The sequence below is a fragment of the Pseudomonas syringae group sp. J248-6 genome, from assembly GCF_032586995.1.
GTDB lineage: Bacteria > Pseudomonadota > Gammaproteobacteria > Pseudomonadales > Pseudomonadaceae > Aquipseudomonas > Aquipseudomonas amygdali.
Window position 1 is genome coordinate 57,017 of sequence record NZ_JAWHOP010000015.1, and the last position, 20,223, is coordinate 77,239.

The 20,223-nt window shown below is 57.3% G+C and carries 16 protein-coding genes, 1 tRNA gene and 1 pseudogene; 15 read left to right on the top strand and 3 right to left on the bottom strand.

From position 1 onward, the window contains the following. Positions 1-49: 49 nt before the first annotated feature. The 7 genes from apaG to RYC17_RS18895 all read left to right on the top strand — a co-directional run bounded on the left by apaG (position 50) and on the right by RYC17_RS18895 (position 8,129). Positions 50-430, top strand: coding sequence for a Co2+/Mg2+ efflux protein ApaG (gene apaG / locus RYC17_RS18865; RefSeq protein WP_058401035.1), 381 nt, complete (start codon positions 50-52; stop codon positions 428-430). Next, positions 430-1,326 carry a symmetrical bis(5'-nucleosyl)-tetraphosphatase gene (locus RYC17_RS18870; RefSeq protein ID WP_058400995.1) on the top strand — a complete coding sequence of 299 codons (897 nt, stop codon included), beginning with the start codon at positions 430-432 and terminating at the stop codon, positions 1,324-1,326. The genes apaG and RYC17_RS18870 overlap by 1 nt, the downstream gene beginning before the upstream one ends. Further along, positions 1,323-1,643 carry a thiosulfate sulfurtransferase GlpE gene (gene glpE, locus RYC17_RS18875; protein WP_002551886.1) on the top strand — a complete coding sequence of 107 codons (321 nt, stop codon included), beginning with the start codon at positions 1,323-1,325 and terminating at the stop codon, positions 1,641-1,643. The genes RYC17_RS18870 and glpE overlap by 4 nt, the downstream gene beginning before the upstream one ends. Before the next feature lie 284 nt (positions 1,644-1,927). Continuing rightward, the gene (locus RYC17_RS18880) at positions 1,928-3,850 is read left to right on the top strand and encodes a PrkA family serine protein kinase (protein ID WP_002551885.1); all 1,923 of its coding nucleotides are present in this window, start codon (positions 1,928-1,930) and stop codon (positions 3,848-3,850) included. A 121-nt stretch (positions 3,851-3,971) separates the two neighbouring features. Further along, entirely contained in the window at positions 3,972-5,243 is a 1,272-nt protein-coding gene (locus RYC17_RS18885; RefSeq protein ID WP_316904063.1) for a YeaH/YhbH family protein, read from the top strand. After that, positions 5,240-6,802, top strand: a complete 1,563-nt coding sequence (locus RYC17_RS18890) for a SpoVR family protein (protein ID WP_219170382.1) — start codon at positions 5,240-5,242, stop codon at positions 6,800-6,802. The genes RYC17_RS18885 and RYC17_RS18890 overlap by 4 nt, the downstream gene beginning before the upstream one ends. Before the next feature lie 97 nt (positions 6,803-6,899). Continuing rightward, complete coding sequence (locus tag RYC17_RS18895) at positions 6,900-8,129, top strand: multifunctional CCA addition/repair protein (protein WP_316904065.1); 1,230 nt, start codon at positions 6,900-6,902, stop codon at positions 8,127-8,129. A 95-nt stretch (positions 8,130-8,224) separates the two neighbouring features. Here RYC17_RS18895 and folK read toward each other — a convergent pair whose 3' ends face one another. Next, positions 8,225-8,749, bottom strand: a complete 525-nt coding sequence (folK, locus tag RYC17_RS18900; protein WP_002551881.1) for a 2-amino-4-hydroxy-6-hydroxymethyldihydropteridine diphosphokinase — start codon at positions 8,747-8,749, stop codon at positions 8,225-8,227. Continuing rightward, positions 8,740-9,093 carry a dihydroneopterin aldolase gene (folB, locus tag RYC17_RS18905; protein WP_002551880.1) on the bottom strand — a complete coding sequence of 118 codons (354 nt, stop codon included), beginning with the start codon at positions 9,091-9,093 and terminating at the stop codon, positions 8,740-8,742. Before folB ends, folK begins: the two co-directional genes overlap by 10 nt. Before the next feature lie 74 nt (positions 9,094-9,167). Between folB and plsY the strand changes: the two genes are divergently transcribed. Then, positions 9,168-9,737, top strand: a complete 570-nt coding sequence (gene plsY, locus RYC17_RS18910) for a glycerol-3-phosphate 1-O-acyltransferase PlsY (RefSeq protein WP_004660108.1) — start codon at positions 9,168-9,170, stop codon at positions 9,735-9,737. Positions 9,738-9,772: 35 nt separating this feature from the next. Here plsY and tsaD read toward each other — a convergent pair whose 3' ends face one another. Beyond that, positions 9,773-10,798: a tRNA (adenosine(37)-N6)-threonylcarbamoyltransferase complex transferase subunit TsaD gene (tsaD, locus tag RYC17_RS18915; RefSeq protein ID WP_002551878.1), complete on the bottom strand. Its 1,026-nt coding sequence runs from the start codon at positions 10,796-10,798 to the stop codon at positions 9,773-9,775. Between the two features lie 198 nt (positions 10,799-10,996). Here tsaD and rpsU point away from each other — a divergent pair, with 198 nt between their 5' ends. The 7 genes and pseudogenes from rpsU to RYC17_RS18950 all read left to right on the top strand — a co-directional run bounded on the left by rpsU (position 10,997) and on the right by RYC17_RS18950 (position 19,916). After that, positions 10,997-11,212 carry a 30S ribosomal protein S21 gene (gene rpsU, locus RYC17_RS18920; protein WP_002551877.1) on the top strand — a complete coding sequence of 72 codons (216 nt, stop codon included), beginning with the start codon at positions 10,997-10,999 and terminating at the stop codon, positions 11,210-11,212. A gap of 507 nt (positions 11,213-11,719) precedes the next feature. After that, positions 11,720-13,675: a DNA primase gene (dnaG, locus tag RYC17_RS18925; RefSeq protein ID WP_316904068.1), complete on the top strand. Its 1,956-nt coding sequence runs from the start codon at positions 11,720-11,722 to the stop codon at positions 13,673-13,675. A 67-nt stretch (positions 13,676-13,742) separates the two neighbouring features. Next, entirely contained in the window at positions 13,743-15,593 is a 1,851-nt protein-coding gene (rpoD, locus tag RYC17_RS18930) for an RNA polymerase sigma factor RpoD (protein WP_230016967.1), read from the top strand. A 278-nt stretch (positions 15,594-15,871) separates the two neighbouring features. Beyond that, on the top strand, positions 15,872-18,349 hold the full coding sequence (locus RYC17_RS18935; protein ID WP_410478463.1) for an EAL domain-containing protein: 2,478 nt from the start codon (positions 15,872-15,874) through the stop codon (positions 18,347-18,349). Positions 18,350-18,364: 15 nt separating this feature from the next. Then, positions 18,365-18,441, top strand: a tRNA-Ile gene (locus RYC17_RS18940). A 125-nt stretch (positions 18,442-18,566) separates the two neighbouring features. After that, positions 18,567-18,704 (top strand): annotated as a pseudogene (locus RYC17_RS18945) (site-specific integrase); the annotation flags it as partial. 546 nt (positions 18,705-19,250) lie between these two features. After that, positions 19,251-19,916 carry an HNH endonuclease signature motif containing protein gene (locus tag RYC17_RS18950; protein WP_316904073.1) on the top strand — a complete coding sequence of 222 codons (666 nt, stop codon included), beginning with the start codon at positions 19,251-19,253 and terminating at the stop codon, positions 19,914-19,916. The last annotated feature ends 307 nt before the right edge of the window (positions 19,917-20,223 follow it).

The following is a 20,223-nucleotide window of genomic DNA, read 5'->3' on the forward strand; positions in this document are numbered from 1 at the left end:
ACCTGCCGCACACGCCCTTTTTTTCGTTATGGATTTCAAGGCCTATTGCATGCCCGATTCTCGTTACAAGGTCGACGTCAGCGTCGTCACACGCTTTCTCTCGGAACAGTCGCAACCCGAGCAGAACCGCTTCGCTTTCGCCTACACCATCACCGTGCACAACAACGGTAAATTACCTGCCAGGCTGCTGTCGCGTCACTGGGTTATCACCGACGGCGACGGCCATGTCGAAGAGGTGCGCGGCGAGGGCGTGGTCGGTCAGCAACCGTTGATCGAGGTCGGTAAAAGCCATACCTACAGCAGCGGTACGGTAATGACCACCCGGGTAGGCAATATGCAGGGCTCTTATCAGATGCTGGCTGAAGACGGTAAACGCTTTGAGGCGGTCATAGAGCCCTTTCGTCTGGCCGTCCCGGGTTCGCTGCACTGATGGCGGTGTACGCCGTTGGTGACCTGCAAGGTTGCCTTGAACCTCTGCAATGCCTGCTTGAGCACGTCCACTTCAACCCCGAGCATGATCGACTCTGGCTGGTGGGCGACCTGGTCAACCGTGGTCCGCAATCGCTGGAAACACTTCGCTACCTGTACGGCCTCCGTGAATCGCTGGTGTGTGTGCTGGGTAATCATGACCTGCACCTGCTTGCCGTCGCCCGTAAACACGAACTGCTCAAAAAAGGCGATACGCTGCGCGAAATCCTTGAAGCGCCGGATCGTGACGAATTGCTCGGCTGGGTGCGTCGGCAAAAGCTGATGCACTACGATGCAGAACGCAACGTCGCCATGGTGCATGCCGGTATCGCGCCGCAGTGGTCGCTGAAAAAGGCCTTGAAGCACGCAGCCGAAGTCGAGCATGCACTTCAGGACGACCAGCTGTATGGCGCTTTTCTCGACGGCATGTACGGCAATGAGCCGGCCAAGTGGGACAACGACCTGCAAGGCGTCACGCGTTTGCGGGTCATTACCAACTACTTCACCCGTATGCGCTTCTGCACCAGCGACGGCAAGCTCGACCTGAAGAGCAAGGAAGGCGTTGAAACCGCCATACCTGGCTATGCGCCCTGGTTCAGCCACCCGAAACGCAAGACCCGTGAGCTGAAAATCATTTTTGGCCACTGGGCGGCGCTTGAGGGTCGCTGCAACGAGCCCGGCGTCTTTGCCCTCGACAGCGGATGTGTCTGGGGCGGCTCGATGACGCTGCTCAACGTTGATACCCTTGAACGTCACCAATGCAATTGCGATGCTGTCGGCCAGGCCGCCAACGGGCTTGTTACAAGCGCACAGGCCGGCACCGCCACTAACCCCCAGGCTCAGGAGCCCAGGCAATGACCGAATTCAAACGTATTCCACCTGAACAGGCACAGGCACTGCGCGAGCAAGGTGCAGTGCTGGTCGATGTTCGTGATGCGCAGACTTTTCAAAGCAATCACATTCCTGACTCCGTGCATCTGGACAATCACTCGATTGCCGACTTCATTGCCAAGGCCGATCTGGACAAGCCGCTGGTCGTTGTCTGCTACCACGGCAACTCCAGCCAGAGCGCTGCCGCTTACCTGGTGGGCCAGGGTTTCTCCGACGTATACAGCGTGGACGGCGGCTTTGAGCTGTGGCGCGCCACTTACCCTGACGAAACCGCGCAAGGCTGATAAAAAATATTTTTATGACAGCTGATCCCGCGTTCTACGCGGGCTCGCGAGCCATCTGACGAACGGTCAGCCCGTCTTCTAGCGCATCCCTTCTTTATCTTTCCGAATCCGAACTATCCTTAGCCTAGGCCATCCGTATTCAGGGGAGAGCCGGTACACCGGCGCGTGGGTCATCGGTAGTTACTTTTAAGGTGTTCTGGGGGGAAACAGCAGCCGCATTGCGGTCGCTGCCAGCATCGACTGACGATCCGCCGCCGGCTCCACGTATCGAGCGAGGTGACGTCATGAGTATATTCAGCCACTTCCAACAACGCTTCGAAAGCACACGGCAAGAAGAGCTCTCGCTACAGGAGTATCTGGAGCTCTGCAAACAGGACCGCAGCGCCTATGCCTCTGCCGCAGAACGTCTTCTGCTGGCCATTGGCGAGCCCGAACTGGTGGACACCTCCACCAACTCCAGGCTCTCGCGAATATTCTCCAACAAGGTGATACGCCGCTATCCTGCCTTTGCCGACTTCCACGGAATGGAAGAATGCATCGACCAGATCGTTTCGTATTTCCGCCATGCCGCCCAAGGCCTGGAAGAGAAGAAGCAAATCCTTTACCTGCTCGGCCCGGTGGGCGGTGGTAAATCGTCCCTGGCTGAAAAGCTCAAGCAACTGATCGAAAGAGTCCCGTTCTACGCCATCAAGGGCTCGCCAGTCTTCGAGTCGCCTCTGGGCCTGTTCAACGCCACTGAGGACGGCGCGATTCTGGAAGAAGACTTCGGAATTCCGCGACGCTACCTGAGCACTATCATGTCGCCCTGGGCGACCAAGCGCCTGGCCGAGTTCGGTGGCGACATCAGCCAGTTCAAGGTTGTGAAGCTCTACCCTTCGATTCTCAACCAGATCGCCGTAGCGAAAACCGAGCCCGGCGACGAAAACAACCAGGATATTTCCGCGCTGGTCGGCAAGGTCGATATCCGCAAACTGGAAGAATTCCCACAGAACGACGCCGACGCGTACAGCTACTCGGGCGCACTGTGCCGGGCCAACCAGGGCCTGATGGAATTCGTCGAGATGTTCAAGGCACCGATCAAGGTCCTTCACCCGTTGCTGACCGCGACCCAGGAGGGTAACTACAACAGCACCGAGGGGCTGGGGGCCATCCCGTTCACCGGTATTCTGCTGGCGCACTCCAACGAATCGGAATGGCACAGTTTCCGCAACAACAAGAACAACGAAGCCTTCATCGACCGTATCTACATCGTGAAGGTGCCGTACTGCCTGCGTGTCAGCGACGAGATCAAGATCTACGACAAGCTGCTGTTCAACAGCTCGCTGTCCAAAGCGCATTGCGCGCCTGACACCTTGAAGATGCTCGCGCAGTTCACCACGCTGTCGCGCCTCAAAGAGCCGGACAACTCCAACATCTACTCCAAGATGCGCGTGTATGACGGCGAGAACCTGAAAGATACCGACCCCAAAGCCAAGTCGATCCAGGAATACCGCGACAGTGCGGGCGTCGACGAAGGCATGAACGGTCTCTCTACCCGCTTCGCGTTCAAGATTCTGTCCAAGGTCTTCAACTTCGATCCACACGAAATTGCTGCCAACCCGGTGCACCTGCTGTACGTACTGGAACAGCAGATCGAACAGGAGCAATTTCCGGCCGAAACGCGTGAACGCTACCTGCGTTTCATCAAGGAATACCTGGCACCCCGCTACATCGAGTTTATCGGCAAGGAAATCCAGACGGCGTACCTGGAATCCTACAGCGAGTACGGTCAGAACATTTTCGACCGCTACGTGCTGTATGCAGACTTCTGGATTCAGGATCAGGAATACCGCGACCCGGAAACCGGCGAGATTCTCAACCGCGTTGCCTTGAACGAGGAGCTGGAAAAGATCGAGAAACCGGCCGGCATCAGCAACCCGAAAGACTTCCGCAACGAAATCGTCAACTTCGTGCTGCGTGCCCGCGCCAACAACAACGGCAAGAACCCGACCTGGCTCAGCTACGAGAAGCTGCGCGTGGTGATCGAGAAGAAAATGTTCTCCAACACCGAGGACCTACTGCCCGTCATCAGCTTCAATGCCAAGGCCAGCAAGGAGGATCAGCAGAAGCACAACGACTTCGTCACACGAATGGTCGAGAGGGGCTACACGGACAAGCAGGTACGTCTGCTTTCCGAATGGTATCTGCGCGTGCGGAAATCGCAATAAAGCAGCTGCAAGCTTCAAGCTATCAGCTGCAGGCGAAAAGCGATCGAGGCCCGGCTCCGGGATCGATGGCGCGCTCGCTTGCAGCTTGAAGCTTACAACTTGAAGCTCCCCGGAGGAGCCTATGAGCTATGTGATCGACCGACGTCTCAACGGCAAGAACAAGAGCACGGTAAACCGGCAGCGGTTTCTGCGGCGTTACCGTGACCACATTAAAAAGGCAGTGGAGGAAGCGGTCAGCCGGCGCTCCATTACTGACATGGAACACGGCGAGCAGATCAGTATTCCCGGACGCGATATTGACGAGCCGGTCCTGCACCACGGTCGTGGCGGCAAGCAGACCATTGTTCATCCTGGCAACAAGGAGTTCACCACAGGTGAGCACATCGCCCGCCCTCAAGGCGGTGGTGGCGGCAAAGGGCCTGGCAAGGCAGGCAACTCCGGCGAAGGCATGGATGAGTTCTCGTTTCAGATTACTCAGGAAGAGTTTCTCGAGTTCATGTTCGAAGACCTGGAGCTGCCGAACCTGGTCAAGCGTAACCTGACCGGTACCGACACCTTCAAGACCGTGCGCGCGGGGATCAGCAACGAGGGCAACCCTTCACGCATCAACATCATCCGCACCCTGCGCTCGGCGCATGCGCGACGCATTGCGCTGTCCGGCAGCAGCCGGGCAAAACTCAAAGAGGCCACTGTCGAGCTTGAGCGTATGAAGCGCGAAGAGCCCGACAACTTCGGCGATATTCAGGAACTGGAAGTAGAAATTGATCGACTGAAAGCACGTATTCGTCGCGTACCGTACCTCGACACGTTCGACCTCAAGTACAACCTGCTGGTCAAACAACCCAACCCCAGCTCCAAAGCGGTCATGTTTTGCCTGATGGACGTCTCCGGCTCCATGACCCAGGCGACCAAAGACATCGCCAAGCGCTTCTTCATCCTGCTGTACCTGTTTCTCAAGCGTAATTACGACAAGATCGACGTTGTGTTCATTCGTCACCACACCAGCGCCCGTGAAGTGGACGAAGAAGAGTTTTTCTATTCTCGGGAAACCGGCGGCACCATCGTTTCCAGCGCATTGAAACTGATGCAGGAGATCATGGCCGAACGCTACCCAAGCAGCGACTGGAATATTTACGCGGCACAGGCCTCGGATGGAGACAACTGGAACGACGATTCGCCCATTTGCCGGGAAATCCTGACCAAACAGATCATGCCCTTCGTGCAGTACTACACGTACGTGGAAATCACGCCGCGTGAGCACCAGGCCTTGTGGTACGAATACGAGCGTATCGGTGAAGACTACGCCGACACGTTCGCCCAGCAGCAGCTGGTCTCTGCCGGTGATATCTATCCGGTATTCCGCGAACTCTTCCAGCGAAGGTTAGTGTCATGACCGCCAGAGAGCAGAAGCGCCAACCCCTTTCCACGGGGTCAGAGTGGACATTTGAACTGATCCGGGCCTACGACCGTGAGATCGGCAGAATTGCCGAGCGGTATGCTCTGGACACCTATCCCAACCAGATTGAGGTGATCACTGCCGAACAAATGATGGATGCCTACGCCTCGGTGGGCATGCCCCTGGGCTACCATCACTGGTCATACGGCAAGCACTTTCTCAGCACTGAAAAATCCTATTCGCGTGGCCAGATGGGGCTGGCGTACGAGATTGTGATCAACTCGGACCCGTGTATTGCCTACCTGATGGAAGAAAACACCATCTGCATGCAGGCACTGGTCGTTGCGCACGCCTGCTATGGCCACAACAGCTTCTTCAAGGGCAATTACCTGTTCCGCACCTGGACCGACGCCAGCTCAATCATTGATTATCTGGTGTTCGCCAAGCAGTACATCATGCAATGCGAGGAACGGCACGGCATCGACGCCGTGGAAGATTTGCTCGACTCGTGCCACGCGTTGATGAACTACGGCGTGGACCGCTACAAGCGTCCGTATCCGATTTCCGCTGAAGAGGAACGGCGGCGTCAGAAGGATCGGGAAGAACATCTTCAGCGCCAGATCAACGATCTTTGGCGCACTATTCCGAAGAACGCCGAAAAAGGCAGCAAAGAGGACAACGCACGCTTTCCTGCCGAGCCGCAGGAAAACATTCTCTATTTCATCGAGAAACACGCGCCGCTGCTGGAGCCCTGGCAGCGCGAAGTGGTGCGCATTGTGCGCAAGATCGCGCAGTATTTTTATCCACAGCGCCAGACCCAGGTGATGAACGAAGGCTGGGCAACGTTCTGGCATTACACGTTGATGAACGACCTGTACGACGAAGGCCTGGTCACCGACGGCTTCATGATGGAGTTTCTGCAGTCGCACACCAGCGTGATTTTCCAGCCCGGTTTTGACAGCCCCTACTACAGCGGCATCAATCCCTACGCGCTGGGCTTTGCCATGTATCAGGACATACGCCGGATGTGCGAAAGCCCTACCGATGAGGACCGGCAGTGGTTTCCGGAAATTGCCGGCACCGACTGGCTGACGGCGATCAAGTTTGCGATGACCAGCTTCAAGGACGAGAGCTTCATTCTCCAATACTTGTCGCCCAAGGTGATTCGCGACCTCAAGCTGTTCAGCATCATGGACGACGACCAGCAGGAAGACCTGCTGGTGCCTGCCATTCATGATGAAAACGGTTACCGGACCATTCGCGAGATTCTCGCTGCGCAATACAACCTGGGCAATCGGGAGCCCAACGTGCAGATCTACAGCATCGACCGCCGAGGCGATCGCTCGCTGACCCTGCGCCACCAACAGCACAATCGAAAACCGCTGGGCGATTCGACTGACGAGGTGCTCAAGCACCTGCACCGGCTATGGGGCTTTGATATCCATCTGGAAACCCTGCAGGGCGATCAAGTGGTCAAAACCCATCACGTACCTCCAAAAGGCGAGCATGCCGACAGTGAGTATCCCCGGCTTGATATGGCGGTCGTCCACCTTTAGGCGTTAGGGAAAAGGCTGTTTAAACGGCTGCTCATGCAGCTTTAGCCTCCGCAAGCACGGCACAAGGTTTATCCTGTCGCGCTTACGGAGGCTTTTTATGCAGATTTATAAAGTGGGCGGTGCTGTACGCGACCGCCTCCTGGGTCAACCTGTCACTGATATCGATTGGGTCGTGGTCGGCGCGAGCACTGAGGACATGCTGGTCAAGGGCTATCGCCCGGTCGGCACAGACTTCCCGGTGTTTTTGCACCCGCTGACCAACGAGGAATACGCGCTGGCGCGCACCGAGCGCAAAAGCGGCGTGGGCTATGGAGGCTTTGTTTTTCATGCAAGCCCCGAGGTAACGCTTGAGCAGGACCTGATTCGGCGCGACCTGACGATCAATGCCATGGCCGAAGACAAGGACGGTAACCTGACCGATCCGTATAACGGCCAGAAAGACCTTGAAGCGCGAGTATTGCGCCACGTTTCCCCCGCGTTCGCCGAAGATCCGCTTAGGGTCTTGCGCGTGGCCCGGTTCGCAGCGCGCTACGCACGTTACGGTTTCACCATCGCACCCGAGACTTTGGGGCTGATGCGCCAGCTCAGTGAATCCGGCGAACTCAAGGCGCTGACTGCCGAACGAAGCTGGAAAGAAATCTCTCGCGCGCTCATGGAAGATCAGCCTCAGGTGTTCATCCAGGTACTGCACGACTGCGGCGCACTCAAGGAACTGATGCCCGAGGTCGAAGCGCTGTTTGGCGTGCCGCAACCCGCTGCACATCACCCGGAAATAGACACCGGCGTACATGTCCTCAGCGTGCTTGAGCAATCTGCGATTCACAAACACCCGCTGACCGTACGCTGGGCCTGTCTGCTGCACGATCTGGGCAAGGGGCTGACGCCGGAAGCCGAATGGCCCAGGCACATTGCCCATGAACATACCGGCCTGCGCCTGATTAAAGCGGTCAACGAGCGCTTTCGGGTGCCCAGGGAATGCCAGGAACTGGCACTGCTGGTCGGCCAGTACCACACCCACGGCCATCGGGCGCTGGAACTGAAACCCTCGACCTTGCTGGATCTGCTGCAAAGTTTCGACGTCTACCGCCGCCCGCAGCGTTTTGAAGAGTTCATTGCGGCGTGCGAGATGGACGCGCGAGGACGTCACGGCTTCGAACAACGCAGTTATCCACAGGCTGATTACCTGCGCGGTGCAGCACAGGCAGCTCGAACGGTGTCAGTACAGCCGCTGCTGGAAAAAGGCCTCAAGGGCAAGGAACTGGGCGACGCGCTAAAGAACGAACGGCTCAAGGCGCTGAAAATCTACAAGGCAGAGCACGTCGCCTGACTCTAAATGACTATTATCGCTTCCACGCTCCGCGTGGTAGCGCAGCCCTGGACGCTCTGCGTCCGGTCTTCAGCACCCGAGAGCCACACACCGACTCAGCTACGCAGCAGACTCTCAGGCGTAAGACCCACTCCGCGCCACTCAAACGCTACCGGCCAGAGCTGCTGATCGATCTGCGCGTCAGCCCAAAGCTTGCTGAAGGCAATACCCACACCCGGATGCAGACGTTCAGGGGCAATCAATGCCAATGGGCACAGCACGAAGGCATTCTTCAGAATTTCCGCTCTGGGCAAAATCAGCCCGTCGAAATTACCGACCTGCTCGCCATACAACAGCACATCGATATCCAGCGGCAGCCCTTTGCGATCCGGGGCATAGCGGCCATTGTCGGCCTCAATGAATTTCAGACGGCGATCAAGCTCCATCAACGGCAGATCGGTCAACGCCGACACCACCAGATTGAAGAATGGCCCGCTCTTGATGCCCACCGCATGGCTTTCAAAAACCGGCGAGCAACTGAGGTCAGTCAGAAAGCCATCCAGCGCATCCAGCCCGGCATGCAGGTGACGTTCGCGCTCGATATTGCTCCCCAGGCCGAGGAAAATCCGCGTCAGCGACATCCGCGCTCGATCTCCACGCCCACACCGGCAGCGGCCGCTACGGCACCCGGCTTGGTCAGTTTCAGACGCAGCCAGGGAATATTGAATTCGCTCATCAGCACTTCAGCCAGCCGCTCAGCGAAGGTCTCTACCAACTGAAACTGAGCCTGCTCGGCGAAAGCCTGAATACGTGTCGAAACACTGGCGTAGTCGAGGGCCTTGCTCAGGTCGTCGCCTGCCGCTGCAGGGCGATTGTCCCAGGCGAAGCTGAGGTCCAGACGCAGGCACTGGCGAATGCCGCGCTCCCAGTCATAGGCGCCGATGACCGTATCAACCTCAAGGCCCTCGATGAAAACTCTGTCCAAGCACTACTCTCCACTGCACGACAAGGGCGCGATGCGCCGTTAGAATCAGGGCATCCTCGCCCGGAATGGTTAGCATGTTTTGGTTACTGGCCACCTTCGCCTACCTGCTTGGTTCGCTGTCCTTCGCCATTCTGCTCAGCCGCCTGAGCGGCAGACCAGACCCGCGCGCCAGTGGCTCGGGCAATGCCGGCGCTACCAACATGCTGCGTCTGGCCGGAAAAAAACTGGCCATCCTGACCCTGCTTGGCGACCTCTGCAAAGGCCTGCTGCCGATCCTGATCGCCAGCGCCTGGAACCTGAACATCGCGCAACAAGGCTGGATCGGCGTCTGTGCAGTGCTGGGCCACCTGTTCCCAGTGTACTTTCGCTTCCGTGGTGGCAAAGGTGTCGCAACAGCCGCCGGGGTGCTGCTGGGGCTATACCCGCCCGCAGCCGCCCTGGCGATAGCGGCCTGGCTGCTGACGCTCTACCTGACCCGCACCAGCTCGCTTGCCGCCCTGATTGCCACACCGCTGACCCTGCCATTACTGGCATGGCAAGAACCTCATGCGCTGTTGCCGATGAGCGTGCTGACACTGCTCATCGTCTGGCGCCATCGCGGCAATCTACGCGACCTGCTCGCCGGGCGCGAACGACATTTCTGAAGGGCAACCTGAAATCATTTTACCCTCGCCTGCCATCACAGCCCCGGCAACTGCTCCATGGGCCAACGCGCCTGCACGCTGATGCTCAAATCTTCCTTCTGCCCTGCCTGCAAACGCTGACAGCCAGCAAAGGCAATCATTGCGCCGTTATCGGTACAGAACTCGGGCCGTGCGTAGTAAACATTGCCGCGCAGGTCGCCAAGCATGCTTTCCAGCGAAGCCCGCAGCGCCTTGTTGGCGCTGACGCCGCCCGCAATGACCAGGCTCTTGAGGCCGGTCTGTTTGAGCGCGCGCTTGCACTTGATGGTCAAAGTCTCCACTACCGCCTGCTGGAACGCCAGAGCGATGTCGCAGCGGGTTTGCTCGCTGTCGTCTCCAGCGCCCTGACATTGCTGCCAGGTATTGAGCGCAGAAGTTTTCAAGCCGCTGAAACTGAATTCCAGCCCGGGGCGATCGGTCATTGGTCGGGGAAAGACAAAACGCCCCGCCACGCCCTGCATCGCCGCCTTGGAAATCTCCGGGCCGCCTGGATACTGCATGCCCATCATCTTGGCGGTCTTGTCGAACGCCTCGCCTGCTGCATCATCCAGCGTCTCGCCCAGCAGTTCGTACTGACCGATACCATCGACGCGTACCAGTTGCGTATGACCACCGGACACCAGCAACGCGACGAACGGGAACTGTGGCGGGTTTTCTTCCAGCATCGGGGCCAGCAGATGGCCTTCCATGTGGTGAACGCCCAACGCCGGGATATCCCAGGCGAATGCCAGCGCCTGAGCGCACGAGGCGCCGACCAGCAATGCACCCACCAGACCCGGCCCGGCCGTGTAGGCAATGGCGTCGATGTCAGTGGCCACGCAGTCAGCCTCGGCCAGTGTCTGGCGAATCAGCGGCAGCATGCGCTTGACGTGATCGCGCGAAGCCAGCTCCGGCACCACACCGCCGTAGGCCCGATGCAGGTCGATCTGGCTGAATAATGCGTCCGCGAGCAAACCGCGTTCGCTGTCGTACAACGCGACACCGGTTTCGTCGCAGGAGGTTTCTAATCCCAGTACTAGCATGGGGTTGCGCCTTGTAGGGGGCAGATTTGAAGGCGCGCATAATAGTCGTCGACCGAGGTGCCGACCAGCGGTTTTCGATCAGAGGCTTTGCATTCCTCTCAATGAGGGGTTAACATCCGCAACCCTTAAAAACCGACGTACTTTTGTGCAGTGTTTGCACTAAGCGTTGACCCCGGTAATGAATGAAGGTAGCTCTGGATGCCAGCCGTCAAAGTTAAAGAGAACGAACCCTTCGACGTAGCTCTGCGTCGTTTCAAGCGCTCCTGCGAAAAAGCCGGTGTTCTGGCTGAAGTTCGTAGCCGCGAATTTTACGAGAAGCCGACTTCGGAGCGTAAGCGCAAGGCAGCAGCTGCTGTCAAACGCCACGCCAAGAAAGTCCAGCGCGAACAGCGCCGCGCCGTTCGTCTGTATTAATTTACAGACCTTCGTCGCAAGCTTCTGCCTTGCCCGGCCAACCAGCCGGGCTGTCGGCAGTTCCAGCTTCGCTTTTTTGCGTTAACTGGATTGCGCGTTAGCTAGATTGATTGACCCCGTCCAAGCCGCCGATGCGACTCAGACATTCAATCAAGCACGTCCAGCCTGTTCACAGGCTACGTTGGCCATGCCCACTCGGGCAGCAGACGGCCGATGACAAGACGAGTATGCCTTGATGACTTCGCAAGAAGCTCAGCCAAGGCAGCGTCTTCCGTGCACCCAGGCTTATGTATCCGGGTTTTGTCACACTCAGGTGGACACCCAGCATGAAGCCTCCCGACCTGCCCGCAGGTTCAAGTTTATTTCCTTTCAGGCCCACACCGCCCAGCGGATGCAAAGACGTGCCCGTTGATTGCTCACGTCTTCAAAAAAGACGGCTGACAGGCTGACGGAACGCTCGTAGAGTCTCCCGATACTTTTGCACCACGCTTGAATGATGAGAACGCCATGGCCGGGCTGATTCCCCAGAGCTTTATCGACGACCTTCTGAACCGCACCGACATTGTCGATGTAGTCAGTTCGCGCGTGCAGCTCAAGAAAGCCGGGAAGAACTACACCGCCTGCTGCCCGTTCCACAAAGAGAAAACACCCTCTTTCAGCGTCAGCCCGGACAAACAGTTCTATTACTGCTTCGGTTGCGGCGCTGGCGGCAACGCGCTCGGCTTCATCATGGATCACGACAATCTGGATTTCCCCCAGGCTGTCGAAGACCTCGCCAAAGCAGCAGGCATGGAAGTGCCTCGCGAACAGGGCGTAAAAGGCCAGAAGCCCCGCCAGCCAACCGATTCCCCGCTCTACCCGCTGCTGACCGCCGCCGCCGAGTTCTATCGCCAGGCGTTGAAAAGCCATCCATCGCGCAAGGCAGCGGTGGATTACCTTAAAGGCCGCGGGCTGTCCGGTGAAATCGCCAGAGACTTTGGTCTGGGCTTTGCTCCGCCAGGCTGGGACAACCTGTACAAGCACCTGAGCAGCGACTCACTGCAGCAAAAGGTCATGATCGATGCCGGTCTGCTGATCGAGAACGCCGAAACCGGCAAACGCTATGATCGCTTCCGTGACCGGGTGATGTTTCCGATACGCGACTCGCGCGGACGCGTCATCGCCTTTGGCGGGCGCGTGCTGGGTGATGACAAGCCCAAGTACCTGAACTCGCCGGAAACACCGGTTTTCCACAAGGGCCAGGAGCTGTACGGGCTGTTCGAAGCCCGCAAATTCAATCGCAACCTCGACGAAATCATCGTCGTTGAAGGCTACATGGACGTCATCGCCCTGGCGCAGCAAGGTTTGCGCAATGCCGTGGCCACGCTGGGTACCGCGACCAGCGAAGAGCATTTGAAACGACTGTTCCGGGTCGTGCCCAACGTGCTGTTCTGCTTCGACGGCGATCAGGCCGGGCGCAATGCCGCGTGGCGGGCACTGGAAGCCACCCTGTCGAACCTGCAGGACGGGCGTCGGGCGCGCTTTTTGTTTCTTCCCGAGGGCGAAGACCCGGACACGCTGGTGCGCTCCGAAGGCACCGACGCGTTCAAGGCGCGCATCAATCAGCACGCCCAGCCACTGGCCGATTATTTTTTCGAGCAACTGACCAAAGAGTCTGACCCGCGCTCGCTGGAAGGCAAGGCGCACATGGCCACCCTCGCGGCGCCACTCATCGATAAAGTGCCTGGGGCGAACCTGCGCATTCTGATGCGCAAACGCCTGACCGAAATTACCGGGCTTACCGGCGAGGCCGTCAGTCAACTGGTACAGAGCGCGCCGGCGGATGCACCGCCGAGCTACGACCCGTACGTCGATTACGACGCCATGCCTGACTTTGCCGATTACCAGCCCCAAGGCGGTTATGAGCCACAGCAGGAATGGACGCCAAAGAAAACCGGCGGTCAGAATCAAAAAAAATGGGACAACAAATCCTGGGGCAAAAAAGGCAAGCGCCAGGACTTCGAACCTCGAACACCGCGTGTACCGACCGCTGTCGAGCCACCCATGCAGGCCGCACTGAGAACATTGCTGCACCACCCTGAACTGGCCGAAAAGGTCGAAAATGCCAGCCATTTCGCTGCAGAAGACCAATCTAACGCGCAACTGCTGGTCGCCCTTATCGAAGCCAGGCAAAAGAATCCCAACCTGCGGTCGTTACAGTTGATAGCGCGATGGCACGGGACTGAACAGGGCCGTTTGCTACGCGCCCTGGCAGAAAAGGAATGGCTGATTGAGGCCGACAACCTTGAACAACAGTTTTTCGACACTATAACTAGCTTATCCGCTCGCCAACGCGAGCGCAGTCTGGAACATCTGATCAGCAAGGCTCGGCAGACCGAGCTGAGCGCAGAAGAGAAAATTCAGCTTAGGGAACTGCTAAATCGCAATGTTCCCGCACAAACCCCGACCTCAACTGGCGCGTGAGGTCATAGCTCGGGTATAATCCTCGGCTTGTTTTTTGCCCGCCAAGACCTTCAGTGGATAGGGTGTTATGTCCGGAAAAGCGCAACAGCAATCTCGTATCAAAGAGTTGATCACCCTGGGTCGTGAGCAGAAGTATCTGACTTACGCAGAGGTCAACGACCACTTGCCCGAGGATATTTCAGATCCCGAGCAGGTGGAAGACATCATCCGCATGATCAACGACATGGGGATCCCGGTACACGAGAGTGCTCCGGATGCGGACGCCTTGATGCTGGCCGACGCCGATACCGACGAGGCAGCCGCAGAAGAAGCGGCTGCAGCGTTGGCAGCGGTCGAGACCGACATCGGGCGTACCACCGATCCCGTTCGTATGTACATGCGTGAAATGGGCACCGTTGAACTTCTGACCCGTGAAGGCGAAATCGAAATCGCCAAACGTATCGAAGAAGGTATCCGTGAAGTGATGGGCGCAATTGCGCACTTCCCTGGCACGGTTGACCATATTCTTTCCGAATACACACGTGTCACCAGCGAAGGCGGTCGCCTCTCCGATGTTCTGAGCGGCTATATCGACCCGGACGACGGCATTGCGCCGCCTGCCGAAGTACCTCCGCCTGTCGATCCCAAAGCCGTCAAGGCCGAAGGCACCGATGACGACGAGGAAGAATCGGCAGACGCCAGCGACGACGAAGACGAAGTCGAAAGCGGTCCCGATCCGGTCATCGCCCAGCAGCGCTTCGGTGCGGTTTCCGATCAAATGGAAATCACCCGCAAGGCGCTGAAGAAATTCGGTCGCGACGACAAGCACGCCATTGCCGAAATGGTTGCACTTGCCGAACTGTTCATGCCGATCAAACTGGTTCCAAAACAGTTTGAAGGTCTGGTAGAGCGTGTGCGGGGTGCTCTTGAGCGTCTTCGTGCTCAGGAACGCGCCATCATGCAGCTGTGTGTACGTGATGCACGTATGCCGCGCGCCGACTTCCTTCGCCAGTTCCCCGGCAACGAAGTTGACGAAAGCTGGACTGACACACTGGCCAAGGGCAAGAGCAAATACGCCGAAGCCATCGGTCGTCTGCAGCCTGACATCCAGCGTTGCCAGCAGAAGCTGTCGGCACTGGAAGAAGAGACCGGCCTGAAAATAGCCGAGATCAAGGACATCAACCGTCGCATGTCGATCGGTGAGGCCAAGGCCCGCCGCGCGAAAAAAGAGATGGTTGAAGCGAACTTGCGTCTGGTTATCTCCATCGCCAAGAAGTACACCAACCGTGGCCTGCAATTCCTCGATCTGATCCAGGAAGGCAACATCGGCTTGATGAAGGCTGTGGACAAGTTCGAATACCGTCGTGGCTACAAGTTCTCGACCTATGCCACCTGGTGGATCCGTCAGGCGATCACTCGCTCGATTGCCGACCAGGCCCGCACCATCCGTATTCCGGTGCACATGATCGAGACAATCAACAAGCTCAACCGTATTTCCCGGCAGATGCTGCAGGAAATGGGTCGCGAACCGACTCCGGAAGAGCTGGGCGAACGCATGGAAATGCCTGAGGACAAAATCCGCAAGGTATTGAAGATCGCGAAAGAGCCGATCTCCATGGAAACCCCGATCGGCGACGACGAAGATTCGCATCTGGGTGACTTCATCGAAGACTCGACCATGCAGTCGCCAATCGATGTCGCCACTGTTGAGAGCCTGAAGGAAGCGACACGCGAAGTGCTGTCGGGCCTTACCGCCCGTGAAGCCAAGGTTCTGCGTATGCGTTTCGGCATCGACATGAATACCGATCACACGCTTGAAGAGGTCGGTAAGCAGTTTGACGTTACCCGTGAGCGGATTCGTCAGATAGAAGCCAAGGCACTGCGCAAGCTGCGTCACCCGACAAGAAGCGAGCACCTGCGCTCGTTCCTCGACGAGTAATCGCATCTGCGAGTCAAACAAAACCCCCGGCCTGCCGGGGGTTTTGCGTTTCAGAGAAAAAGAAATCCAGATTTGCAGGTCCAGTCGTCAATTGATCAAATCAAACAGATGTCAGACGTCGGTCTAATTGCAGGCCCTGACGAATTGACCTACAACTATGTATCACACAGGACACAAGCGCTTTTCAGTCCAGCCTTGACCAGTGATTGTTACAAATTCACGCCACAACAATATCAGCGATAGTCAAACACGGACGTAAGCCGCATATGCGTGAAGTAATAATCGACACCAATGACCGGGAAGCGTCGTGCCTGTCCGAGGGAAAATTCGCCTCGGTCTTCGCTCAGTGCCCGGATGCCATGATTATCGCAAGCCTTGTCGACGGGCATATCATGGATGCCAACGCGGCGTTTGTTGAACGGACCGGCATCGCCCTTGACGAAGTGATCGGAAAAACACCCACCGAACTGGACCTGTGGGCAGTGCCAGGTATAGGCCCAAAAGTTTTGCAGCAACTGCAGACAGGCAACATCCATAATCTGGAGATACCCTTTCGGCGCAAGAACGGCGAAACCTTTTCCGGGCTCATGTCCGCCCAGCCTTTCGACCAGAGCTCCACGCCAGCCGTACTGGTGATAGTGCGTGACATCACCCAGCGCAAGCAGGCCCAGCAGCAACTTCAACTTTCCGAAGAAAAATTCGCCAAGGCTTTTCATGCCTCGCCTGACGGGCTGGCTATCACCCGCCAGCAGGACGGGATGCTTTTGGAGGTGAATGAAGGTTTCTGCCGCATCACGGGGTATAGCGAAGCGTACTGCCTTGAACACTCGACATTCGACCTGGGCATCTGGGTGGATCTGGGCGAGCGCTCCAGGCTCATTGAGCAGTTGAAACGGTACGGCTCCGTACGGGACTTCAGGGCCCGGCTTCGTAATGTTGATGGCAGTATCAAACTGTGCGAACTGTCCTCGCACCCGCTCGTCATCGCAGGCGACGACTGCCTGCTGACGATTGCACGAGATGTAACCGAAAGCAGGCAAATGCAGGAAAAACTGCACCTCGCTGCAACGGTGTTCGAGAGCACCGCCGAGGGCGTGCTCATTACCGACACCAACCAGCGCATCAATGCCGTCAACCGTGCCTTCACTGAGATTACCGGCTACAGCGAGAGCGAAGCCATCGGCCAGACGCCTCGCATGCTCGCCTCAGGCCAGCATGACAGCGCGTTCTATGCCTCAATGTGGCATCAACTTGCAGCCGAGGGCCACTGGCAGGGCGAGATCAGCAACCGGCGCAAGAGCGGCGAGCTCTACCCAAGCTGGCTGACGATCAATGCAGTGCGCAACAAAGCCAACCTCACCACCCACTTCGTCGCCGTCTTCGCTGACATCTCAAGCCTCAAACACGCCCAGGCGCGCCTCGACTACCAGGCCCACCACGACCCGCTCACAGGCCTGCCCAACCGAACCCTGTTCGAGAGCCGCCTTCAATCGGCATTACTGCACAGCGAAGAGTCCGGCAGCCTTGGTGCAGTGCTGTTCCTCGATCTGGACCGTTTCAAGCACATCAACGACAGCCTGGGCCACCCGGTCGGCGATCTACTGCTCAAGGGCATCGCACACCGGCTCAAGGAGACCCTGCGCGATGTCGATACGGTCGCGCGCCTTGGCGGTGACGAGTTCATCGTTCTGTTACCTGGCCTGCTGCAGCCCAGCGACGCACAAGCCATTGCCAACAAACTGCTGTCCAGCTTCAACACACCTTTTGAAGCTGGCGAACATGAGCTCTACATCAGCCCGAGCATTGGCAGCTGCGTTTTCCCGACTGACGGCACCGACGTAGCAACGCTGGTCAAAAACGCCGACGCTGCGATGTACCGCTCCAAGGCCAAGGGCCGCAACCGGGTCGAAAGCTACACCTGCGACCTGACCACACAGGCCAGCGAACGTATTGCCCTTGAACAGGAATTGAGAAGAGCGCTGGACCGCAATCAGCTGTCCCTGGCCTACCAGCCCAAAATCAGCCTTCTGACCCACACGCTGATAGGCGCAGAAGCGCTGATCCGCTGGAACCACCCGACCTTCGGCGACGTGCCGCCCGAACACTTCATACCGCTGGCCGAAGAAAACGGCATGATTCTGCAAATCGGCGAATGGGTGCTGGAGCAGGCCTGCCAACAGATGGGCAAATGGCACAAAACCTGTCAGCCGTTCGGCCCCGTGTCAGTCAACCTGGCAGGCGCTCAATTGCGCCAGACAAACCTTGTCGAACACATCGAACAACTGCTGGCCGACAACGGCCTGGAGCCAGGCTGCCTGCAGCTGGAAATCACCGAACACTTCATCATGAGCCAGACCCAGGAGGCGCTGGCAGTGCTGCACAAACTGAAGAAACTAGGCGTGCAGCTGGCCATCGACGACTTCGGCACCGGCTATTCCTCACTGAGCTACCTCAAACGCCTGCCGCTGGACATCCTCAAGATCGACCAGTCCTTCGTTCGCGGCCTGCCCGAAGACACCCACGACTCCGCCATCGTCCGCGCCATCATCGCCCTTGGGCGCAGCATGCAACTGACCGTGATTGCCGAAGGCGTAGAGAACAGCGAACAGCAGCAATTCCTGACCCGCGAGGGCTGTGAACAGATCCAGGGCTACATCATCAGCCTGCCCCTTCAACCCGAAGAATTCAGCGAGAGATTTCTTCTTATGAATCTTTCGGACGTTTCGGATAGCACAGCCGCGAAACCGCCGTTATAATCCGCGGCCTACTGAGGGCCCATAGCTCAGTTGGTTAGAGCAGAGGACTCATAATCCTTTGGTCCACGGTTCGAGTCCGTGTGGGCCCACCATATTCAAAGCCGCGCATTGCGCGGCTTTCGCGTTTTTGGCGGAGCCACCTCAGATACAGTCCTATGGCCCAAGGGTACAATTTAGGTACAGCGCTGGTTCGACAGCCGCCTAGGAGGCCACTCTCATGGCAACTCTAGTCAAAACTCCTTCTGGCACCTGGAAGGCACTCATTCGTAAGAATGGCTGGCCCACTGTCGCCAAAACCTTCCGCACAAAGCGTGATGCGGAGGATTGGTCTAGCCGTAGGCAACACAATGTTTTGTCTGTAAGACCATCCCTCATGGTTACACCTCACTTCGCAGGTTGGGGAGAGAAGAATGGGCTATACCTCACGAATGAGGAGACTGGACTCGGAATAATTACCTCAATGAGCGTAACTGTGTCCGGCAAAACCTACGCTGGGCTAGGTACAAGTCAATGGCCGACAATCTTGCGCAGCATTAACTTGGACCCGCTTTGCTTCTCTACGGGATGGCCAACAAAGCTCGCCGCTCTGATCCCCGGTAAGGAGATCCAGATTCTGGGACCTTCGAAAAAACCACCTGCAGGTTGCGAGCTCGCGCTGATCAACTTCCTTTTGCGCAAGGATGTCTCAATTGCGTTGCACTACACCTCCCTGTACGAGGAAGTGCATGTATTTAATGGGGATACCTCGATGAATCTATAAGTGGTTACTTTTCCTCGATATTCTCAGCAGCGCCTTTGACTACGTTATTTTCTCCACATAAAAGGCATGGAGCATCCACACATGACTATCGTTGCTGGACCGTGTAGAAGCTGATGCTAGTAGAGACTTGGGAGGCCTAGAGTGGCGAATCTTTATGCCGACAAGAAGTGGGCGAATTTCAGAGAGCGAGTAATAGAGCTGGATGGTGGTGTCTGCGTTGTTTGTGGCCGCAGGCGGCCAGAAGTCGTGCTGCAGGTCCACCATAAACAGTACATTAGCGGCCGAAAACCTTGGCAGTATGACTACTCTGATTGCGAAACCTTATGCCGGGGCTGCCATGCGCGCGAACATGGTGAGATACGACCTGATTTGGGATGGGAGTATATCGGCGAGGATGATCTGGGTGACCTCGCCGGGAGTTGTGAGCTGTGTGGCACCGCGATCCGTTATGTTCACTATGTACTGCATGAGCACTGGGAGCAAATGGGAGTCGGCACCAACTGCTGCGATACCCTGACGGGCACGCGAGAGGCTACCGAAGCGAGAAGACGCTTGGGGCGGCTCAGACGCTTTCTGTCCTCATCCAAATGGAACGGCGAAAGAGATCACCAGACGATAAAATTCCGAGGGTTTCAATTGGCTGTTGTCCTTGAGCCGGTCGGCTATAAGCTCGTTGTGGATAACGTGCTAGGAAAAAAAATATTCGAAACCACCTCGCATGCTAAGGAGTTTGCGTTCGACTTTATTGATAGCGGCCAAGCTAAGGAATACGCGGAACAGCGCAGGCATAGAAGCCAGTCGCTCTGAGCAAAATTTTTACACCCGCAGCCTAGGAATAGCTCGCGAGTCAGACTGATTGATGCACCTCTGCACATCGGCCCTAACCGTCTATAGAGATGTTTCAGTACCATCGAGCCGAGTAGGCCTCAAACGTTTCCTCGTAGAGGACGGCTACAGAGCCCTGCACCCGACAATCATGGTATCGGCCGGTAGACGAATATGGATATCTCCTGTAGGCACACTGAATTAACTGTAGTAGCCTAACGCTACCCATCGTAAAGATGGACTAGAAAATGTCCGAGCAGACATTTAAACCAAAACACATGGGAAGTGA